The following is a 23278-nucleotide window of genomic DNA, read 5'->3' on the forward strand; positions in this document are numbered from 1 at the left end:
ATTACGCTAAATAACTATGTACATGAGCCGTATACGAGGCCCGTATGTACGGTTCTGTGAGAGGGATGAGGCGGTGACGCCTCACCCTACTCGATGTGCGCGCTTATTAACAACTCTGCAGAAATGCATGTAACAAAATTACAACTATCTGCCGTAAAAGCCCCGTATAATCCATATTGTGTTGTTAAATTACATAAAGGCCTGCATATCCTTTGTTAACGGCGTGTTGCACAAATTTTATTGAATACGTATGCAGGCAATTGTGCAAACCCTAGGTCCTCTATAGCATTATGTGGACGAGATGTATTGTCATTTAATTGTCATAAGAACAACAAAAAGACAACAACTATAACCGTATGGGACACCCGTTTTATGAAACAATTTAAACCCAACCTAATTAAAGCTGCGCTTATTTCAGGCGGTATGGCGTTTGGTAGTGCACCAGCATTTGCACAAGATGCAAGCACTGATGCTGTTGACGAAGCAAACCTTGAAGTTATTCAGGTTAGCGGTATTCGCGGCAGCTTACAGCGTGCTCAAGCAATCAAAATGGATAACACCTCAATTGTTGAAGCGTTATCAGCAGAAGATATTGGTAAGTTACCAGATACCAGTATCGCAGAATCAATCGCACGTCTTCCTGGTGTAACCGGTGAACGTCGTAACGGTCGTACAAGTGGTATCTCTGTTCGTGGTTTTAACGAGAACTACGTTGGTACGTCACTGAACGGTCGTGAGCTTCTAGGTATGGGTGATAACCGTGGGGTTGAGTTTGACCTTTATCCAACGGAAATCATTTCAAACATTCTGGTATACAAAACACCAGAAGCGGGCATGACTACCCAAAATATCGGTGGTTCAATTGACCTTCAAACGGTTAAGCCTCTAACGGCAGAAAGCACGTTTACCGTAAACGGCACGTTCGAAAAGAATGCTGAAGACTCTCCAAACCCAGATTTTGACAACGACGGTCACCGCATTTCTGTAAACTTTGTCGATCAATTTGCCGACGATACCATTGGTTTAGCGTTAACTGTTGCGAGCATGGAGTCGCCGCGCCAGGAGCAATACTTCCGCGGTTGGGGTTATGCAGATGTCGGTTTTGATAGTGAACTACGTGATTTGGATTCAGTGGAAGTACCTGCTGGAACTGTAGTCCTTGGTGGACATGACTCATTCCAGCGCTCAGCGATGCTTGAACGTGATTCAATAGCGGCAGTGGTTGAATGGGCTCCAACTGATAAATTGAATATTCAGCTAGATGCTCTTTACATCGACTTTGTTGAAAATGATGTACGTCGAGGCGTTGAAGAAGGTGGCCCTGAGTGGGGCCCTAATCCGTATGTAATTACCGGTGTTGAAAATGGGCTTGTAACGAGTGGCTATACAAATGGCTTTTATAGTGTCGTTCGAAATGATGCGCGTCAACAAGATGCTGACTTAACAACGGTTGGTGTTAATGTCGAGTATCAAATTAATGACTCATGGACAGCAGAGCTAGACTACTCCACTGGTAAAGTAGAGAAAGAGATCATAGAGGTAGAGAGCTATTCTGGTGTCGGTCGTGCCGGTATTGACGGACGTCCCCTTACTGCACGCAGTTGGGAAATGACATCTTCTGGCGTACTGTTTTCTGACCACCCAACCATTGCACCGGTTGACCTTACCGACCCAACGCTTATTAGCCTTGCAGGTCCGCAAGCCTGGGGAGCACCACCTTTACTAGAGTCTGACGGACAAGACGGCTTCGTAAACCAACCGTTTTTTGAAGAAGAGCTTGATACCCTTCGTTTCGACGTTAAGGGTTATGTAGATTGGGGTGTGGTAACAGGCCTTTCTGCAGGTGTTGTTTACTCTGACCGCTCAAAATCTAAAGATAACAATGGTGCATATCTTACAGCGCCTTCTTATCCAGATGATGCAGCAATTCCCGATGTGCTAGGCGTAACGAACCTTGACTTTATTGGAATTGACGGCGTGTTAGCGTACGACTCCCTAGGACTTGTCGAAAGTGGTTATTACATTGAAAGCGATGCAAGCCGCGTTCAAAACGATCGCTTAGGTGATACTTACACCGTTGATGAAGAACTACTTACCCTTTACACCAAACTAGACCTAGAGATGGAATTTGGTGATATTTGGGTGCGCGGTAACGTAGGCCTGCAAGTAGTAAGTGCAGATCAAGAATCAACAGGTTTCTCTGCAACGTCTGATCGCGAAGGTTACACCATTGCTAGCCCTGTAACAGGTGGCGCAGACTACACAGATGTTCTTCCAACACTTAACCTTTCAGCAGAAGTGGCTGAGGGCCAGTTTGTGCGCTTGGGCTTGAGTAAAGTTATTTCTCGTCCACGTATGGATGATATGCGTCCAAACACACAAGTTACTTTTGCCTTCAATGATGGCCAAATCATAAGTGACAATATACAAAACGGCCCATGGGGTGGTAGTTCGGGTAACCCTGAATTGCGTCCACTTGAAGCAAACCAGTTTGACCTAGCTTATGAGAATTACTTTGCAGATACAGGTTATGTAGCTGTGTCGTTCTTCTATAAAGACATTAAAAACTGGCACCGTAGCACGTCAATTGTGGCTGATTTCACAGAGTTTTATATTCCTGAGCTACATCAGGGCTCTGAAGGTCAAACTCCTGTATTGTTCACAGGTCAAGTAAGCAGTGTATTAGATGGGTTCGAAGGCTTTGTTCGCGGTTACGAATTACAAGGTTCACTACCCTTTGACATGATCCACAATTCACTCGAAGGTTTTGGCTTGTTCGCGAGTGCAACCTTCATGGATGGTGAAGTTGACGCGGCACCTGGCCAAACTGAAACACGTATTCCTGGCTTGTCTGAAGAGTCGTACAGTATGACTTTCTTTTATGAAAATGCTGGCTTTGAGTTCCGTTTGGCTGCAACAAAACGTGATCAGTTCCTGACTGAGGAAAGAGGTACAAGTCTTGCGCTTGTTGATGCAACAAAGCAAGGCGGTACGCTTGTTGATGCACAAATTGGCTATGACTTTAGCGAGTCTGGTATCGAATATCTAGAAGGCCTACGTGTTACTTTACAAGCACAGAACCTGACCGATGAAGATGATATTCAAGCGTCCGCGGCTGACGGCCGTCAAATCACGCAGTTCCAAACTTATGGAACGAACTACTTGCTAGGATTTAACTACAAGTTCTAATTTCTTCGTGTGTGTAAAGCCACCTGCTGCTTTTTGTTTTAGCTTGTGCTAAAAGAGAGAGCAAATGGTGGCTTTTCTTTTTGTATGAAAGGAACCCTTCAAAATTTTTGGTACGAATTGCGAGAAGTTTATGCAAGATCCTCATAATAAACCGATAAAGCGTGTAGTGATTGCCGGCGGTGGAACGGCTGGTTGGTTAGCTGCATCATTAATGAAAAAGGTGTTGGGTAAAGCAGTTGATATTACTCTGGTTGAATCTGAAGCGATTGGTACGGTCGGTGTTGGCGAAGCTACCATCCCCCCAATACGCCTAGTAAACCAAGTGTTAGGTATCGACGAAGCACAGTTTCTTCATGATACTAAAGCAACGATAAAACTTGCTATACGGTTCGAAAATTGGAAAACGAAGGGTGAAAGCTACTATCACACCTTTGGTGCGCCGGGCAAAAGCATGGCGTTTTGTCATTTTCATCACTATTGGGTAAAGGCGCGCCAGCAAGGCCTAAAAGACGACCTGTGGGATTTTGACCTAAATTACCATGCCGCTGAATCGGGACGATTTGCGCAGATAAATGCCAAAGACCCAGTCGTTGAGCTACCTTTCGCCTATCATTTTGACGCCAGTTTATACGCTCAGTATTTACGAAAGCTGAGTGAAAATATGGGGGTTGTACGCAAAGAAGGTAAAATTTCACGTGTTCAACGTTTTACCGACAGCGGTTTTATTCAAGCACTTCACTTAGAAAGGGGGGACGTGGTTGAAGGGGACTTATTTGTTGATTGCACGGGCTTTAAGGGGCTATTGATAGAGGAAGCGCTGGGCGCTGGCTACGACGATTGGTCTCACTTACTTCCTTGTGATAGTGCCATTGCTGTACCGTCTGAGCGACATGAAAAAACCGCGCCTTACACGCGCTCTATTGCCCACGATGCGGGTTGGCAATGGAGGATCCCACTGCAACACAGAAATGGTAATGGCCACGTATATAGTTCACGCTATATCAGTGATGATCAGGCCTGTGACACCTTGTTGTCAAACTTAGATACCAAACCATTGGGCGACCCTAAACTGATAAAGTTTACGACGGGCAGACGACGTAAGCAGTGGTACAAAAACGTAGTAGCAGTAGGTCTATCAAGTGGATTCTTAGAGCCACTTGAATCTACCAGTATTCACCTCATTCAATCTGCAATTGTTCGCTTAATTCAGTTGTTTCCCCACAACGGCTTTGCACCGAGTTTGGAAACGGAATATAACAAGCAGTCTGAATTAGAGTTTGAACAAATCAGAGATTTTCTTGTTTTGCATTACACCGTAAATGAGCGAACCGATAGCGCCTTTTTCAATGACATGCGAAATATTACTTTGCCCGATTCCCTAGCACATAAAATTGCGTTGTTTAAAGAAAGCGGAAATCTGCTACGAGAACAAAATGATCTATTCCTTGAAAGCTCATGGCTACAGGTATTGTACGGTCAGGGGATCACTCCTAAGGATTATCACGGTTTGGTAGACAGTGTGCCTGAAGTTCAGTTAAATCAAATGTTAACAAGGTTATTGGAAATCAAAAAAGAGCCCATTGCTAAGCTGCCGACACATGACGAGTATATAAATGGGATGGTTGCAAAGTATAAACGCGCAATGAGTTGAATAATTTCATATGGTTAGAAGTGCTGCGAACGAACGCATTAGCTAACTAAACAGGTAAAGGATAAAGCAGCCAAAAGGCTGCTTTATTCGTTTTTAAGGATGAATTGTTACAATTATGCTGGTTTTTTACTGGTAAATTAAAAATATGTTGCGCCGATGTAAATGAATACGTATGCATAGCATTGCTCCCTTTTTATACAAAACAGTAGTATTTGGTGTTGAACCATAAGAGGCATTTTTGGGGGTGGTAGTCCTAAAAGTGTCGATAATAAACAAGGAATGGGACACCAATGAAAACATTCAAACCCAGCACTATCATGGCGGCCTTGATAAGTAGTGGGGTCGCGTTTAGCGCAGCTCCTCTTTATGCCCAAGAGTCACCAGACACCTCAATAGACGAAGTTGAACGACCACAAGAAGATACCCTAGAGCGTATTGAAGTACGTGGTTTTAGTACCAGCTTGATCCAATCACTAAACCAGAAACGCTTCTCCGATACGGTTTCTGAACAAATATCTGCAGACGATTTGGGCGGACTTCCCGATGTGTCGATGGCGGATGCACTGACCCGCTTGCCGGGTATCTCTGCGGTAAGAACCGGGGGGCAAGCCGCGCAGATAAACATTCGTGGTCTATCCGGTGACTTTGTGTTTTCTACATTAAACGGTAGAGAGCAGGTATCGACCAGCGGAAGCCGGGCAATTGAGTTTGATCAGTATCCTTCAGAGCTTATTAGTGAGGCGGCGGTTTATAAATCTCCCAAGGCATCGCTTATTGAGGGGGGTATAGCGGGTACGGTAGAACTTAAAACTGCATCACCACTTGCCATTGAAGAGCAGCATAAATTCAGCGCCAACATGCGTGGCATGTACAACGATAGAGCGTCAGAGGTGAGTGATGCTACAGAGTATGGACATAGACTGAGTTTTTCATATCAAGGTAAATTCCTTGACGATACGCTAGGTGTATCACTAGGTTATGCTCGTTTATTCCAACCGAGCGTTTCTACTCAATTCATTGGTTTAGCTTATAACGGTCAAGTTGATGTAGACGGACTTGAAGGTGATATAGACGGGCCAGCAGATTGCCCCAATTGTGAACTCATTTCAGAAGGCTTTGAAATGCAGCACAAGGGCGGGGAAGAGACTCGCGATGGTTACGTTGCCGCGTTTGAATGGGCACCTATCGATACCTTTACACTTAAAGCTGATGCTTTTATCTCGAAATTTGACTCCGAAGCCTTTGCACGTGGGTTTCGCGTTAATCTAGGTGGAATAAACGCTGGTATAACTAATCCTGTAGTAGTAAACAACAGCGTAATTGGCGGCACATTTTCTCGTGCAGACAACAGCTTTACCCGTGTTGAGTTGGTAAACGACGACAATCAAGATTTCGACAGTGTTACCAACTTGGGCGTGAATGCTAGTTGGGAGATATCGCCAGATTTAGCGGTTCAGTTTGACGTCTCCCGCTCAAGTGCTGAAAGCGACTTTAGAAACGGCTTACTGTGGTCGCTTGTTGGCGAAGACGCGACAGCGGCAAACCCCGTGTTCGACGAAAACGTTCAAATTTCTTATTTGCTCAACGGACTAAACTTACCTGATATCGGTTTTAATCAAAGTGATGCTTTTACAGACTTAGACCGTGTAATGGTAAGTAAATACGGTATTTATCCGTATGAAAACAAAGATGAGTTAGACGCCTATCGCGTAGACTTCCAATATTATGTCGATGTGCCAATCATTTCAGGCTTTGAATTTGGTTATCGTTATTCAGACCGGGAATATAACAATGACCGCTCTGTGTTTGAATACGGAAACGATAGTGCATTCTCAGTAAGCGAACCGCCACTTCAGTTAACTTCTGATATGGTCGAAGAGGTAAATTGGAGCGGTGATTTTGGTTATTTTCCAAGTTATCTTTCCGTTGATCTAGACAGTGCACTTAATGCTTGGTTTCCAAACGGTAGGCCACACCCTGTTCAAACGTGGGGACCTGGCGCTGCCGGCGTTATTAATGGTCCAGGTACAGGGCCAGCTACTGCGTGGACGCTACAAGAAAGTGGCGATGTATTTGAAACTGTGAATTCTGCTTACTTGATGGCAAACATTAATACAGAAATTGGCAGTATTCCTGTTACAGGTAATGTTGGTGTTCGTTACATTAAAAGTAAACAAAGTTCAACGACGCTACAGCGTGCTACTCAATTAATTGAAGACCTTGAGACCGGAACATCGGTTGAAGTTAGTGACCCTACGGCTGGTGCACAAAACATTACCGATGACGTAGGGTTAATTAATAACTTTTATCGCCCAGCGTTGATAAGTCACGAATATTCTGACGTTTTGCCTTCAATTAACCTGAACTTTAAACTTACAGATGACACGCAACTTCGTGTAGCTGCTGCAAAAGTGATGGGCAGAGCGCCAATAAACCGTTTTGCCGCAAATGCGTCAACCACTATTGAAACGGTTACCGCTTTTCAAGACCGAGACTCGGGTGAAATTACGCTTTCCAACCCTACGGCAAGGGTTAGTGGTAGCGCCCGTAACAGCCCTTATTTAGAGCCATTCTATGCAACTCAATACGACGTTTCGTGGGAGTATTATTTCTCAGATACGGAAGGCGCATTAGTTGTCGCTGGCTTTTATAAAGACATTGAGTCGTTCGTAGAAGACATTGAAATAGAGCCTTATGATTTTGAAGCAAACGGCATTGTAATTCCTGATAACGTAAGCGTGCCGGTTTACTTGACGCCAGAGTTTGCAGGACAGGAAGCCGAACTAGCGCTTGATGAAAATGGCGACCCCATCTTTATTACCGTCCCTACTGAAAATGGTAGCTACAGCACAGCCGTAAACAATGCCGAAGGTGGCTATATTCGCGGTTTAGAAATCGCCTATACGCAAATTTATAGCATGCTGCCTGGTATGTGGTCAGGCTTAGGCGTTAGCGCAAGTTACTCTTACACCGAAAGTGAAATTCAACGCACGCTAGGTGATGACGTGTATGCCGCTAACTTACCAGGTCTTTCTGAAAACGTTGCTACGCTAACCGTGTTTTGGGAATACGAAGGTTTTGAAACTCGCTTGTCTAGCCGATATCGCGACGCATTTGTTTCGCAGCAAGTAGCGGTAAACGATCAGGTGGTTAATTTTGATGAAGAATTGGTTATTGATTACCAAGCGTCGTACGAGATTAACGACAATTGGAGCGTACTATTTCAAGTTAACAACCTAACAGACGAGCCAACGAAGAGCTATTTCTCATCAGAAGAGCAAACCGGCACTATCCAATACTTTGGTACGCAATATTACCTAGGGATGACATATCAACTATGAAAAACAGCATCTTAGGTAATTTATTTAGCAACACGAAGGAATATTCGGTTGCCAAAAGTAGCGAAAAAATTCAGGAGAATTCTATGTTTACTAAAAAAAGAGTAGTGCGCGCTGCGTTACTCGTAGTAGGCGCATATACACTTGCAGGTTGCGGTGGCTCGGGCGTAGAGTCGGGCACGAACGATCTGCTTACCTGTGAGGTGCCAAATGTACCTAATTCAACCGGTACGGCTTGTGAACCGCCACCACCTATTCAATGCGATGCGCCGCTCGTACCTAATGCAGCGAACGATGCATGTGAAGCCGGTGCTGATCCAAGTTTACCTGCACCTGTATTTACCCCTTCATCTAATCAAGCTGTACTTTATTATAATCGGGCTGCTGTTGACGCTGATAACTCAAGTAACGATGCAGCTTATGAAGGCTGGAGACTACATACTTGGAACAATGACGAGTGTGATGCTTATGCTGACGCAGACACGGATTGGGCCAACGGTCGCATTCATAGCGGTATCGATCCTAACTATGGTGCGTATTGGATTCTAGACCTTAAAGAAGGGTATGGGAGCTGTCACAATTTCATCATCCACAAAGGCACTGACGATGCCGGAAAAGAAATGGGGGGCGGAAACTTCCAGGGTTCTTTAGTACAAGATGATGAAACATTTGTACGCATGAATTTTACCCTCTCTGGCGAGGCAACCATATTCGAGTTTCCTATCATGTCTCTTGGTCCTCAGCCTGTTGATATCGAGGGTTTTGGCGCGCATTGGTTAGATGCCAACACTATTTTATGGGACGTACCTGAAACCGTTTCAGAGGTGAAACTTCACTATTCAGCACAGGCTGACTTAGAGAGTACGCTGGAAGAGGGTATTAACGGTACTCAAGTAACTTTAATGAGTACAACACTTACCGAAGAGCAATCTGCCCGTGCGCCGCACTTATCTGCTATGCAGGCTTGGGAAGGCGACTGGTCGGTTGAAGATGCTAAAACCGTGTTGACGACACAAGCCGTAGTAGGGGGTTACGATGCTGACGGTGCGCTTGTTGTTGCGACCGGGATCCAACTGGCTAACGGAATAGACGCACTATATACGCTCGGTGAAGACGATGCTGACGAAGCTCAACTTGGTGGTATCTACTCTGATACAGGTATTACTGCCGCATTGTGGGCGCCTACTGCTTCAAATGTTGATCTTCTGATTTATAACGACAACAAGACATTAAGCCAACGTATTGATATGGTTCGCGATGATACGTCTGGTGTCTGGCGTCATGAAGGCGATATGTCCCTTGACCGTCAGCTTTACCGTTATGAAGTTACCGTCTATCACCCTATTTCGGGGAATGTAGAAACGCTGCTTGTTACAGACCCATATTCTGTGTCACTAAGCACAAACGGCCGTTTCTCTCGCTTCGTAAATCTAGCTGATGATGATTTAAAACCTGAAGGGTGGGATTCTCACACCATCCCTACGGTTGAAAATTACGAAGACGCAGTTATTTACCAAGGTCACATTCGTGATTTCAGTGTGCGTGATATGTCTACTTCTGAAGAAAATCGAGGTAAATACCTTGCCTTTACTGAAGAGGGCACAGCACCGGTTGAGCACCTTAAAAAGCTTGTTGATGCAGGGCTTACTTACTTCCATATACTTCCAGCAAATGACATTGCAACCATCGATGAGGATCCAACAAAAACGGTAGATTTATACGATACGGTAGGCAAACTGTGTCGCTTAAATAGCAGTGCTGCGGTATGTGAAGAAGAAAGCGCTGATGCATTGCTAATTGACGTTTATAACGGTTACGATCCTTTATCTCAAGCGGGTAAAGCTCAGCAGCTTACTAATGATTTACGCAATCTAGATACATTCAACTGGGGCTATGATCCTCATCACTTTAACGCGCCGGAAGGCAGCTATGCGTCGAGTGCAGAGGGAGTAGAACGCATTGTAGAAATGCGCGCCATGATCCAAGCACTTCACGAGATGGGGCTACGTGTTGCACTTGATGTAGTCTATAACCATACCAATGCGTCTGGTGTTTTCAGTAAGTCAGTATTAGACAAAGCGGTACCGGGCTACTATCACCGTTATGAAGTGGATACGGGTGCGATTGTTCGTGAAACGTGCTGTGATGACACAGAGCCTCGCAATGTCATGATGGAAAAGTTCATGGAAGATTCGCTGCTGATGTGGACTGAGCATTATAAGTATGATTCATTCCGTTTCGACATCATGAGCCAAGCTACAAAAGACACTATGGTACGCTTGCGTGATGCAGTCCAAGCTATCGATGCTGACAACTATTTCTACGGTGAAGGCTGGACTAAAATAGACCGCGGTTACGAGCAAGCGAGCCAGCTCAATATGGCCGGTACTGAGATTGGTACCTATAACGACCGTATTCGCGAAGCTATTCGCCAGGGCGCTATCTTTAGGCCGGAAGATGAAGGGCTATTAAGCGCGCAAGACCGTGTAAAAATGGGCATGATCGGAACGTTAAAAGACTATGTTTTGGAGACGTCTTCAGGCAGTGCAGGCGCTACCAGTAACTTAGGCGGCTATGCAGAAGATCCTGCGGATATCATTAACTACGTGTCGAAGCACGATAATGAAACACTGTGGGATCAGTTAAACTACACGCTTCCACAAGATATTACTCTAGAACAGCGGGTTCGTGCCCAAAATGTGGCAATGGGTATTAATCTTGTGTCTCAAGGTATTCCATTTTTACAAATGGGCGGCGACATGCTTCGCTCAAAATCAATGGATAGAAATACCTATGATGCGGGCGACTGGTTTAACTACGTCGACTTCACCTACGAAACGAACAACTGGAACGTAGGTTTACCGTTGGCACAAGACAACGAAGCCCGTTGGGAAGAAATGGGTGAATTCATTTACAATCCAAATCGCACGGCCTCAATGGCAGATATTATGTTTGCCTCTGATGTGTTTGCAGAATTGCTTAATATTCGAATGACAAGTCCGCTGTTTAGATTAACCACCGCTGAAGACATCATCGACCGTATAGGTTTCCACAATATTGGTGAACGCCAGCAGCGTGGTCTTATAGCGATGAGTATTGATGACGGCATATCTGAAAACAGCGAAGTACCTCGCCAAGATTTAGACATAATGAATGATGCGGTTATGGTGCTAGTGAATACAGGGTATGAAGATAAGTCTATCACGGTAAACACAGCAACAGGCTTTTCGCTTCACGCCACACAAATGAATTCTGTCGATGCAGCGGTACGCGGCGCCACATTTGTAGAAGGTGAAGATGGTAATGGAACCTTTACCGTTCCTGCACTAACTATTGCTGTGTTCGTAAAACCACAGTCTGGAGCGCAAGGTTATGGTCTATCAGCGTATGCCACGTCTGGTGCGCCTGATGTTGTTCCTTACGGCGACACCATCGCTTACCTGCGTGGAGATATGAATGGTTGGTCAACGGATGATGCATTTACCTATCAGGGTGACGGTAAGTACACCGTAATAGCTATACTTGAAGGTGGCGTTACATATGGATTCAAATTAGCATCTGAAGATTGGAGTACAGTGAACTTTGGCGCAGCGGATGGTGAAGAAGGTACAGTGATAGCGGGCGAAGAAAAGGTTCTTGCACGTACTAATACCAACCTTTCATTTACACCAGCGACGAGCGCGACCTATCTGTTTACTATTGATGCGACTGATAGCGAAGCACCAATCCTTAAGGTTGAGAACGAAGAGCCCTATGTTGGCACACCAGTGTATCTTCGTGGTGCAATGAACGACTGGGGTACGGCAGAGGAGTTTGCGTACCAAGGCGGACGTATTTACACTTTCTCTCGTGATGTTGAGCCAGGGACTTACGAGTTTAAGGTTTCTTCAGAAGATTGGAGTACCGTGAACTTCGGTGCGATATCAGCCGATGATTCAGATCGCAACCTTGCGCCTGGTCAGACACTGGGACTCGCCGCCACTAACGACAATCTTATTTTGAACATTGAAACCGCAGACCGCTATGTGTTCGTATTCAATGTCACTGATTTAAATGCGCCAACCATTGGTGTATTTAAAGAAGCGTTTTGGGGCGACAATCAAGTTTATATCCGTGGTGGTATGAACGGCTGGGGAGCGGTCGATATGTTTGAGTATCAAGGAGAAGGTGTTTATACCGCAGACATTGAGTTGAGCGCAGGTAGTATTGAATTCAAAGTCGCTTCTGAAGACTGGTCGACAGTAAACCTTGGCAACCCGAACGATGCAGCAAGCAACGTAGTAACGCCTAGCGAGCCGAAAACACTTGGCGCAAGTAACAATAATTTAATGATTGAAGTTGCAGAGTCTGGTCTATACGAGTTTAAGGTATCTGGCCCTGATGGAAATGCACCTACGTTAACGGTTACGAAAAAGTAAGACCGAATAAACGCTAATTTGGTAAATTTCTAATAAACCAAGATTTAAAAACCGCGACGTAGTTCGCGGTTTTTTGTTTTTGGCATATCTCTTGATTCTCTAGTAGTATCACCAAGAAAATAGTGGTCGTACCAGAGTGGTTGAATTTATTCAAAAGGAGATGAAAATGAAACGCGCACTTGTTGTTGAAGGTGGCGCTATGCGCGGAGTTTTTGCAGCAGGCGTGTTAGATAAATTTATGGAGCATGACTATCATTCGTTCGACTTCGCGATTGGTGTTTCAGCTGGCGCAACGAATCTTTCAACCTACGTGTCGAAAATGCATGGACTTAGTAAAACCATCATCACGCAATACGCCACAAAAAGGGAATTTTTTAGCCCGCTTCGTTTCATAAAAGGTGGGCACATGACAGATGTTCATTGGCTATGGCATCACTCTAAACAGTCCATGAATATTCCTGCACCAGGTGAAAAAAGCAGCATGCCACTGTATGTTGGGATTACTAATGCAGAGTCAGGTGAATGTGAATATATACAAGCCACCAAAGATAATGTTGATGATTTAATGGTAGCTTCCTGTGCGTTGCCAACTGCATACCGAGACGAAATTTCAATAAACGGTACGCGATACTTGGACGGGGGAGTGGCAGATGCAATACCTGCTATCCAAGCATACAAAATGGGTGCGAAGGATATCACGGTTATTCTTTCTCAACCGTTAGGTTTTACAAAACCAGAAGTAAAGTCTGTTTGGCTAATGCAAAAGATGTATGGCAACCAGCCTGCGCTACTCGATAAGATGTTGCAGCGTGCCGCCATTTATAACGAAACGTTAGCTTTTCTCAATAACCCACCTGACGACTGCACAATCCGTGTGATAGCGCCTGATGAAGCTTTTTGCGTTAAGCGTTTAACTATGGATAAGAAGAAGTTATTGCGAGGCTACGGTCAAGGGCGGCGCATGGCAAGACGCTATCTTAAACATTGCTATGAGAATTCAGTGGAAAGACAGCGTAAAAGCGCATAGCTACCGAACTGATTTTTTCTTTCTGTACAAAGCCTGTATGCAAATCGCAACAAAAGGCTTATAGAGCTTGGTTTTTTTTCCAAGATTTTTTTATTTTAAATAAAACTCTATTTTTTCAGTGTCTTACTCTGTTTCAATTTGGCAACAGTTTAAGATTAAGTTACTGGTTCATACTTCTAGTACCAACCTCACACATCGTGAATCGTTGATTTTGGCAACGTTATTTCCCTTACATCGCTCACAACTAGTGCTGTTGCCTTCCCGTTTGAACACAAGTTGCCATTTTTCCTATTTTAGTAACATTTTGAAAAAAATGAATTTTATCGAGTTTATGAAGCTCTCTTGTGTAAACTTTGCAGGCAATGTGTAATATTTTCATTAAACTGGTCTGCATCTTGCTGAACCGGTGACAATAAACGCTGTTTTTTATCGATGCGAAGATTTCAGATGGTTCATCTATCTCAACATTAAATACTTCTTAAAAAAAAGGATCGAGTAAATAGGCCATACTGTCACATGTTATTAAAATATAGAAATTATAATCGACCACGCTTTGCAATATCACGTGCTTCTCGATAAGAAGAGGAGACCAATGCTCATTGGCAGAAATGCCTATTGGCATAGGTGAATCGCGAGTTCTGTGTCTACCGCTTTTTTTGATAAGTTTAATCATACTTAAGGCTAGTTTACGCTAACCTGTCTAGAAGCGTGAGAAAGAACGTGGCAATATCAAATGCTGAATAAAAAATAAAATAAATATAAACGTGCAAATTGCGAATCAGAAAATGTCAATTGGGTTGATAAACCCGAAAAATCCCGTAAATGTTGCTTCTATACTGCGAGCTGCAGGTTGTTATGGTGTGGCCAGCGTTTTTTATACTGGTCAGCGCTATCGATTTGCTAAAGATTTTAATGCGGATACGAAAGCGTTTCATAAAGTCATTCCGACCATTGGGGTCGACGACTTAAAAGAAGTAGTGCCTGAAGGTGCGTCAGTCGTAGCGGTTGAACTGGTAGAGGGTGCTACACCACTACCTTTGTTTGAGCACCCGAGCAATGCGTTTTACTTGCTAGGTCCTGAAGATGGCAGTATTGGCGAAGACGTTTTGTCTTGGTGCGATCATGTTGTCTACGTTCCTACTTTTTCATGCATGAATTTAGCGGCCACAGCAAATGTGTTGCTGTATGACCGTCTGTCAAAGTCTGATTACGTAAGTGGGGATGCACTTATCAGACAAAGTAGAGATACGAATAACAAATCTAAGATTAAATAGTAATTAAATAACTAAGGCTGTCGTTGCGAACAGGAAGTTACCCACAAGCCTAATAATAAATTAAATCAGGGGAGCTTTGCGTTGAAGATGAGAACAATGAGCGCAGTTCGAGCGTTTAATGGCGCCGTGTCTAACAAACTGAGTCGACTACCACAAACATTTTCTAGGGTACTCCCTAGTCGTTTCTCACTCGAAGAGAGTATTTCTAATTTCTTCTTTAGCCGTTACGAACTTGTGATTGCTAACGAAGAAAGTGAAAAGCAGGTGAGTTATAAAACGCGACACAAAGTGTATTGTGAAGAAATGAACTTCGAGCAGAAAAATGCCACTGCATTAGAAAAAGACAAGTTTGATGATCGCGCGATCAATTGCTACATCAAGCATTTGCCAACAGGAGAGTGTGCAGGCACGATAAGGTTGGTCTTGCCAACTGAAGCTGGCTTGGCACTTCCATTAGAAGAAAAGTGTGCGGAAGTAATTGGCGATGGTGCATTGCTACCTTCAAACTTGTCTCCACAAAGCGTCTGTGAAATCTCTCGCCTTGCAATACCGAGAGAATTTAGAGTGCGACAGTTACGCTCTAAAATCCTACCCTCTGAAAAAATTGAAAAAGTTAAACAAAAGAAAAATGTTCCATTTAACGTTGAGCATTTTCCTTATCTTTCAATTGCGCTGTACTTAATGGCAACGAGTGTGTGCCTTCATTTAAACGTTAAGCATGCCTATGTGCTAATGGAGCCTAAGTTAGCAAGAAGAATGAAGGCATTCGGTATTCATTTTAATCCAGTAGGTGAAGCTATTGAATTCAATGGCAAACGTATGCCATATAGATTGTCACCGCACGTACTGCTTGATGATTTAGCAAAACCACTAAAAGGTTTTCACAGAAAGATTCATTCAGAACTAAATAGTGCGTTACAAGCTATTGGCGATGTGGCCGTTCCCACCATTGAGCACACTCGAAAGCCGCTTCGCATAGCCCATGCAGCATGACACCATGCTATCTGGAATACTAAGCCGCCTCGTCAGGCGGTTTTTTTATGTTTGAATACGTATGCATGTTTTTTAACATCCAGTTAACGCGTATCCTGTTGGCATAATTTACGTTTATCACAATGATTACCATGCCAAATTTCCAATTTCGTTTTTGTCTTAAACCCTTGTCAATTGCTATGCTGTCAATTGGATTAACAGCGTGTACAGGGCCGACCTCTCCAGTGAATAATCAAAAACCGGTGATCAAAGACGCTAGTCTGAAACCATTTGGTCAAAGCGGCGAAAGTTCGACGCTAAACGATTCGGCTGAAAGGCAAGGTAAACCGGTCGTTTATCAAGTTTTTACTCGCTTGTTTGGAAACACGAATACAAATAACCAGCCTTGGGGCACAATTGAGCACAATGGGGTAGGTAAGTTTAGTGATTTTACTCCCGAAGCGCTAAAGGCCATAAAATCTTTGGGAACCAGTCATATCTGGTATACCGGTGTGCCGCACCATGCGGTGATTAATGACTACACTGATTTTGGTATTTCAAACGACGACCCAGATGTAGTGAAAGGCAGAGCGGGCTCTCCCTACGCAGTTAAAGATTACTACAACGTTAATCCAGACCTAGCCGATGATCCAGCCAAGCGTTTAGAAGAATTTGAAGCGCTAATTGCCAGGACTCACGCAGCGGGAATGAAGGTTATTATCGATATTGTGCCTAATCATGTCGCCCGTGATTACCATTCACTTTCTGCACCTGAAGGTGTAAGTGATTTCGGCGCGCACGACGACACGTCTGTTGAATACGCCCGTGATAACAACTTTTACTATGTAGTAGGTGAAGCGTTTCAAGTGCCCACAGCTGATAACTATCAACCTCTAGGTGGTGAAAAGCATCCACTATCTGACGGTAAGTTCGAAGAGTTTCCAGCAAAATGGACAGGCAACGGTGCTAGAGCTTCGAAACCGGATATAAACGACTGGTACGAGACCGTAAAAGTGAACTATGGCGTGAAGCCTGACGGCACTTACGACTTTCCAGTTTTACCTGAAGAGTACAGTGATAAGTCTTTTGAAGAACATGCCGCATTTTGGCAAGGAAAAGACGTACCAGATTCGTGGTATAAATTCAGAGATATTGCACATTATTGGATAGATAAAGGTGTCGACGGTTTCCGCTACGATATGGCCGAAATGGTGCCTGTTGAGTTTTGGTCGTTTCTAAATAGCAGTATTAAACAAAAGGCACCTAATGCGTTCTTGCTAGCGGAAGTTTATCAACCAGATAAGTATCGCGAGTATATCCACCAAGGCAAAATGGACTACCTTTACGACAAGGTGGGTTTCTACGACACATTAAAAACGATTATGCAGGGGAGTGGAGAAGTAAGCAAACTGGTTACTATTCATGATGAAATCAATGATATCGCCCCGCATATGCTTCATTTTTTAGAAAATCACGACGAACAACGTATAGCCAGCCCCGACTTTGCCGGTAGTGCCCAGAAAGGTAAACCCGCGCTCGCAGTGAGTGCGCTTATTAGCAGTTCGCCTACGCTGTTGTACTTTGGTCAAGATGTGGGTGAAGACGGTAGCGAGGAGACTGGTTTTGGAGATCCAACACGTACGTCAATTTTCGATTATGTAGGTGTTCCTGCCCATCAGCGTTTTATGAACGACGGTAAGTTTGATGCAGGGAAATCTACCGAAGATGAAAAAGCACTTCACCAATTTTACCAAGACGTGATGGCTATTGCTGCCACAAACCCTGCAGTTACAGGTGAATATCAAAGCCTACACGCGCTCAATCTTGATGTGAAAGATTCAGCCTATACTGAGCAGCAATTTGCTTTTGTGCGCGCGCAAGGTGAGCACGGATTTGTGGTTGTGGCTAATTTTAACGATAAGCCTACAGGTGCAATGAAGCTTGTTGTTCCTTCAAATGTTTTTGGTGAAGATAGCGATCGGATCACGCTAGCGCCTATGCTTTCTCATGAAGGCATAACACTAGAAAAAGAGGGCATTTACTACAACGCTTCGTTCTCATTGGAAGGGCTTGAGACTAAAGTATTCGCCTTCTAATTAGGTTTTATCACATGCTGCTGAGTTAACGCGAAACACCATGTTTTTTTACATGGTGTTTCGTGAATACGTATGCAGAGCATTGGTCAGATCGGACGGGCAAGGTAGTATCTCATCACCATCTTGTACTTAACGTATTTTTAACATGGGGTTGATGTGCCAAAACGTAATCGTGTAACTAATGACAGTGGTCATAAAAAAATCCAAAAGCGCGCAATTCCGCTTCTCCTCAGCTGTATCACTACATTTCCTTTGTTCTCAGTTCAATCATCTGCAAACAGTGGCATTGATGTTTACCCGCCGAATTGGTGGGTTGGTATGCAAAACAGTAATGTAGAATTGATGCTTTATGGTGATGATGTTGCCGATGACACTGTTTCAATAGCGAAAGGCGATGTAAGCGTTAAGCATAGCCAAGCCCTTGATAGTGAAAACTATCTATTCGTAACGCTAGACACGTCGAATGTTAGTGCCCAAGAACTCGTTATCAGGCTTACTGACAGCGATGGTACGACCCGTGATTTAACTTACACGTTAGAAAAAAGAGCACAAGGCTTAGCGTCGCGCGAAGACTTTGGGCCTCAAGATGCTATTTATCTTATTGCCCCCGACAGATATGCCAATGGTAATGTGGAAAATGATAATGTTAAGGGTTATGGCGATCCCGCAGACCGTTCATTCAAAGGTGGTCGCCACGGTGGTGACATTCAAGGTATTGTTGATAACCTCAACTACATTCAGGATATGGGCTTTACTCAAATATGGACAATGCCCATGCTCGAAAATGCCATGGATAAATACAGTTATCATGGCTATTCCACCACGGACTACTACAAAATAGACCCTAGATTTGGTTCCAATGACGATTTTATTGCGTTAAGTACTGAAGCTAGATCAAAGGGTCTTGGCATTATAATGGATATGGTACTTAACCATATAGGCAGTAATCATTTATGGATGAAAGATACGCCGTCACACGACTGGATCAATAACAACGGTAAATTTGTAGGGACAACCCACAAGCGTGAAGCTCTTCACGACCCTCACGCCATAGCAAGCGATATAAAAGGGTTTAGCGATGGTTGGTTTGTGCCAACCATGCCGGACTTAAATCAGCGCAATCCGCATTTAGCGAACTACCTTATTCAAAACGCGATTTGGTGGGTTGAAAGCGCTGGGCTAAGTGGAATACGAGTGGATACGTACTCCTATCCTGATAAGGCGTTTTTGAGCCAATGGACAAACCGCATAATGGACGAGTACCCGAATTTCAATATAGTAGGGGAAGAGTGGTCAGTTAACCCCGCAATCACGGCATATTGGCAGGCGGGTAGCCACCGCCACGATGATTACGATAGCGCTCTACCATCGGTAATGGATTTCCCGCTTCAAGCCGCAGTCGTTGAAGCGTTGAGCAATGATGAAAGCTGGAATTCTGGCTTCATCTCTGTATACGAAACTTTAGCTACTGACTTTTTGTACGGCGACCCGAATAATTTGGTCATCTTTCCTGATAACCACGATATGAGCCGCATTTTTACTCAGCTCGGTCATGATAAAGACAAATGGAATATGGCTATGACGCTATTGCTCACTACGCGCGGTATTCCACAAGTTTTTTACGGTACAGAAATTTTAATGGGTAACGAAGGCAGTGAAGACCACGGTATTATTCGTTCTGACTTTCCAGGCGGGTGGCCTTCGGACAATGACAAAAACGCTTTTACCGGGCACGGTTTAACGGATGATGAGCGTTGGGCACAGCAGCGTGTGAAGGGCTTACTTCAACTGCGTAAATCACACCCTTTGCAGTTTAGAGGCCTGTTGAAGCATTTTGCACCGGAGAATGGGGTTTATACCTATATTCGAGAGGCAAATGTCGATTCAGCCAGTGGTGCTGATAAATCAAATACTAATCAGTCTGATAAAATATTGGTCATCTTAAATAAAAAGCCAGTGGACCTGCCTCTAAACAAGTATGCAGAGGTGCTAAGCACACACCAGACATTAACACGTGTTAGCGATGGGATATCTTTTAAGACGACGGATATCTTAAGCTTACCAGCAATGTCTGCTAGTGTTTTCATTGTGCAGTAATCGTATTAACTATAGTAAAACAATAAATAGAGCAAAGTATGCAAGCAACTCAACCACGCCTTTCTTTCTGGCAAATATGGAACGTCAGCTTTGGCTTTCTAGGTGTTCAATTCGGTTTTGCACTGCAAAACGCAAACGTAAGTCGTATCCTTTCAGACTTAGGGGCAGACCTTCACTCGCTATCACTATTTTGGCTCGTCGCGCCAATCATGGGGTTAATCGTTCAACCAATTGTTGGCTCAGCATCTGATAGAACGTGGAATCGATTAGGTCGACGCCGCCCGTTCATCCTTGCTGGTGCAATCGCCGCAGTATTGGGTATGATTTTACTGCCTAATGCGCCGATATTTGTTGCCTTCTTGGCACCTATGGTAATGGGCGCGTTAATGGTTGCACTTATGGACGCGTCGTTTAACGTATGTTTTCAGCCGTTTCGCTCATTGGTGTCAGACATGGTACCGCCGTCACAACGCAATGTTGGCTATTCGATTCAGTCATTACTGATTAATATAGGCGCAGTTATCGGCTCAATACTGCCATTTGTACTTACCAATGTTATTGGCCTTGAAAATACGGCACAAATGGGTGAGGTTGCACCTTCTGTTGTTTGGGCTTTCTACATTGGCGCTACAGTACTGCTTGGTACGGTCATTTGGACGGTAGTTCGTACCAAAGAATACGCACCAGATGAATACAACCGCTATAAAGGGCTTACCGAAGAGCAGCCTGCAACTGAAAAAGCACCGCTAGGACAACGCTTAAGTGAGTTTTTCACGTTAGTAAAAGATATGCCAAAGACGATGAAACAACTTGCTGTCGTGCAGTTTTTCTCGTGGTTTGCGCTCTTTATTATGTGGGTATACACCACACCTGCTATTACGCAGCATATATGGAATGTAGATAAGCAGTGGTTTGACCCAGCTTATATTGCTGCAGCCCCGATGGTGCCTGAAACCATCATCATGGCCAAGGGAGCCGCTGGTGATTGGGTAGGGATTCTATTTGCTGCGTATTCGGTATTTGCTGCTATTTTTTCTATTTTCTTAGCAAAACTCGCTGACAAGTTTGGTCGCAAAACGGTTTACGCTTCGTCTTTAGCGCTAGGTGGCCTGAGCTACGTAAGCTTCTTGTTATTCCAAGACCTGACGATGATCAACGTAAACTTAGTGATTACTGAAGTAACAGTACCTTTGGGCGCAGTGAAGCTGTTAATCCCTATGGTAGGCGTAGGTATAGCGTGGGCTGCCATTCTTGCTATGCCTTACGCTATGTTAGCTGGTGCGTTACCTGCAAATAAAACGGGTGTTTATATGGGTATCTTCAACTTTACCGTTGCCGCCCCTCAAATTGTTTCGGGCCTAACTGCTGGCTGGATTCTAAGTTCTGTTTTCGACAACGACGCAAAGTACATTATCGTTGTTGCCGGAGTTTCTATGTTAATTGGTGCGGTTTCAGTTTTCTTCGTGAACGAGGCCGATAAGCAAGAAATTGAAGAAGCGCAGGGAGCTTAATATGTCATTTAATCGTACAACAATCGCATTAACGTTAGCTGGTTTATTTTGCTCAGCCTGCTCGAGTACATCTGTTCCTTCATCTAACGATATACAAGAAAACAGCCACGCTATCGTGGGTACCACTACGCCATTTGCTAGCGAAGCGGTGTACTTTGTTGTAACAGATCGTTTTGTAGACGGCGACCCTTCGAACAATCATGAAGAGCAGGGAGGCGATCACCCTACGTGGCAACTGCCCTTAGAAGGTCCTGAAGGTAAGAAAGCCTATGTGGGTTACATGGGCGGTGATTTACAGGGTATCTTAAACAACGCCGATTATATTAAAGAAATGGGGTTCACGGCAGTATGGATGACGCCTGTCCACGATAACCCGGACTATGCGTTTAATGGCGATGAACCCATTACTTATGGCGGTGCCTTTAAAGACGGTGGTAAAACGGGTTATCACGGCTATTGGGCAACGAATTTCTATAAAGCTGACGAGCATTTGGTTAGCGCCAATTTAAGCGTTAGTGACTATACGGCGAAAATGCGTCAGCATGGCCTTAAGTCCGTGTTTGATATTGTGGCAAATCATGGCACACCAAGCTTCACCATGGAAAAGGACTTACCCGGCTACGGGGAAATATATGACAGTGATGGAAATCTGGTTGCTGATCATCAAAACTTGGCACCTGAAGAGCTTGACCCTGAAAACAACCCGCTTCATAGCTTTTTTCACAACTATCCAGATTTAGTAAAGCTTTCTAATCTAGATGACGAAAACCCCGCCGTACGCGATTATCTCATCAACAGCTATTTGTATTGGATTTCTCAAGGTGCTGATGCATTTAGAATAGATACAATCAGGCATGTGCCTCATGCGTTTTGGCGTGAAGCGTCAGATCGTATACGCGAGCAAAACCCTGACTTTTTTATGTTTGGCGAAGCATTTGACTATGAGGCGAACAACATTGCCCAACATACGTTACCGAAAAATGGGGGCGTCAGTGTATTAGACTTTCCTATGCAAAAGGCCATGGTGAATGTATTTGAAAAGCCGCTAGAGAGTGATTTTGCTGACTTAGAAACGGTGCTTCATCTTACGCACGGGCCATATAACAATCCATATGAATTAACTACGTTCTACGATAACCACGATATGGCGCGCATTAATGCCACTGATGAAGGCTTTATTAATGCGCATAACTGGTTGTTTACAGTAAGAGGCATTCCGGTTGTATACATGGGATCTGAAATTGGCTTCATGCGCGGTACGGCGGAACATGCCGGCAATCGTAACTATGTTGGCCAAGAGCGCCTAGACCAAGCCAAGAAACATCCTATTCAACAGGCGCTAACAAAGATTGCCAATGTGCGTAAAAACACGGTAGCACTGCAGCGCGGTGTTCAAGTCAACGTTGAACTTGACGGTCATCAAGCGGCGTTTTATCGCGTTGTTGATACTGCAGAAACACAGCAGACTGCACTTGTATTACTTAATAAGGGTAATGCCGCACAATCTTTTGAGGTTAGTGACTTTATGCAATCGGGCGACTGGACGGAACAATTATCTGGAGAAACGCAAACGGTAGAACTAGGTGATGCGTTAACCGCAACGGTTAAGCCCAATGGCGTTCAGGTATGGGTGCGCGAGGGTCAAGTAAGTAACAGTGCATTACTTGCTCAAATTAAGCATCAGTTGGCCCGCCAATAAAACGTG

Annotated in this window: 11 protein-coding genes; all 11 read left to right on the plus strand. The window is 44.2% G+C overall.

Going from position 1 to position 23278, the window contains the following annotated elements; genetic code table 11:
- The first annotated feature begins 372 nt into the window (after window positions 1-372).
- The 11 genes from MHN09_RS17465 (at window position 373) to MHN09_RS17515 (ending at window position 23272) form a co-directional block, all read left to right on the plus strand.
- Entirely contained in the window at window positions 373-3189 is a 2817-nt protein-coding gene (locus MHN09_RS17465) for a TonB-dependent receptor (RefSeq protein ID WP_239241610.1), read from the plus strand.
- Window positions 3190-3319: 130 nt separating this feature from the next.
- Window positions 3320-4840 carry a tryptophan halogenase family protein gene (locus MHN09_RS17470; RefSeq protein ID WP_239241611.1) on the plus strand — a complete coding sequence of 507 codons (1521 nt, stop codon included), beginning with the start codon at window positions 3320-3322 and terminating at the stop codon, window positions 4838-4840.
- Between the two features lie 290 nt (window positions 4841-5130).
- Window positions 5131-8181 (plus strand): TonB-dependent receptor, encoded by a 3051-nt coding sequence (locus MHN09_RS17475; protein WP_239241612.1) that lies wholly within the window; start codon window positions 5131-5133, stop codon window positions 8179-8181.
- Window positions 8182-8264: 83 nt separating this feature from the next.
- Window positions 8265-12596, plus strand: coding sequence for an alpha-1,6-glucosidase domain-containing protein (locus tag MHN09_RS17480; protein ID WP_239241613.1), 4332 nt, complete (start codon window positions 8265-8267; stop codon window positions 12594-12596).
- Between the two features lie 166 nt (window positions 12597-12762).
- Entirely contained in the window at window positions 12763-13623 is an 861-nt protein-coding gene (locus tag MHN09_RS17485) for a patatin-like phospholipase family protein (protein WP_014949455.1), read from the plus strand.
- A gap of 785 nt (window positions 13624-14408) precedes the next feature.
- On the plus strand, window positions 14409-14897 hold the full coding sequence (locus MHN09_RS17490; RefSeq protein WP_207198495.1) for an RNA methyltransferase: 489 nt from the start codon (window positions 14409-14411) through the stop codon (window positions 14895-14897).
- Between the two features lie 96 nt (window positions 14898-14993).
- Window positions 14994-15890 (plus strand): PEP-CTERM/exosortase system-associated acyltransferase, encoded by an 897-nt coding sequence (locus MHN09_RS17495; protein WP_014949457.1) that lies wholly within the window; start codon window positions 14994-14996, stop codon window positions 15888-15890.
- A 122-nt stretch (window positions 15891-16012) separates the two neighbouring features.
- Window positions 16013-17965, plus strand: a complete 1953-nt coding sequence (locus tag MHN09_RS17500) for an alpha-amylase family protein (protein ID WP_168533986.1) — start codon at window positions 16013-16015, stop codon at window positions 17963-17965.
- A gap of 156 nt (window positions 17966-18121) precedes the next feature.
- Window positions 18122-20062 (plus strand): glycoside hydrolase family 13 protein, encoded by a 1941-nt coding sequence (locus MHN09_RS17505; protein WP_239241614.1) that lies wholly within the window; start codon window positions 18122-18124, stop codon window positions 20060-20062.
- Between the two features lie 38 nt (window positions 20063-20100).
- Window positions 20101-21573, plus strand: coding sequence for an MFS transporter (locus tag MHN09_RS17510; protein WP_061094979.1), 1473 nt, complete (start codon window positions 20101-20103; stop codon window positions 21571-21573).
- A 1-nt stretch (window position 21574) separates the two neighbouring features.
- The gene (locus tag MHN09_RS17515; RefSeq protein ID WP_061094980.1) at window positions 21575-23272 is read left to right on the plus strand and encodes an alpha-amylase family glycosyl hydrolase; all 1698 of its coding nucleotides are present in this window, start codon (window positions 21575-21577) and stop codon (window positions 23270-23272) included.
- The last annotated feature ends 6 nt before the right edge of the window (window positions 23273-23278 follow it).

Source organism: Alteromonas sp. MmMcT2-5, assembly GCF_022348315.1.
In the GTDB taxonomy this organism is placed as follows: domain Bacteria; phylum Pseudomonadota; class Gammaproteobacteria; order Enterobacterales; family Alteromonadaceae; genus Alteromonas; species Alteromonas macleodii.

What these genes read in the sequence shown, in the direction of transcription:
- MHN09_RS17485 (WP_014949455.1), top strand. Translation starts at nt 12,763, where the DNA reads ATGAAACGCGCACTTGTTGTTGAAGGTGGCGCTATGCGCGGAGTTTTT.
- MHN09_RS17465 (WP_239241610.1), top strand. Translation starts at nt 373, where the DNA reads ATGAAACAATTTAAACCCAACCTAATTAAAGCTGCGCTTATTTCAGGC.
- MHN09_RS17510 (WP_061094979.1), top strand. Translation starts at nt 20,101, where the DNA reads ATGCAAGCAACTCAACCACGCCTTTCTTTCTGGCAAATATGGAACGTC.
- MHN09_RS17515 (WP_061094980.1), top strand. Translation starts at nt 21,575, where the DNA reads ATGTCATTTAATCGTACAACAATCGCATTAACGTTAGCTGGTTTATTT.
- MHN09_RS17500 (WP_168533986.1), top strand. Translation starts at nt 16,013, where the DNA reads ATGATTACCATGCCAAATTTCCAATTTCGTTTTTGTCTTAAACCCTTG.
- MHN09_RS17490 (WP_207198495.1), top strand. Translation starts at nt 14,409, where the DNA reads ATGTCAATTGGGTTGATAAACCCGAAAAATCCCGTAAATGTTGCTTCT.
- MHN09_RS17495 (WP_014949457.1), top strand. Translation starts at nt 14,994, where the DNA reads ATGAGCGCAGTTCGAGCGTTTAATGGCGCCGTGTCTAACAAACTGAGT.
- MHN09_RS17475 (WP_239241612.1), top strand. Translation starts at nt 5,131, where the DNA reads ATGAAAACATTCAAACCCAGCACTATCATGGCGGCCTTGATAAGTAGT.
- MHN09_RS17480 (WP_239241613.1), top strand. Translation starts at nt 8,265, where the DNA reads ATGTTTACTAAAAAAAGAGTAGTGCGCGCTGCGTTACTCGTAGTAGGC.
- MHN09_RS17470 (WP_239241611.1), top strand. Translation starts at nt 3,320, where the DNA reads ATGCAAGATCCTCATAATAAACCGATAAAGCGTGTAGTGATTGCCGGC.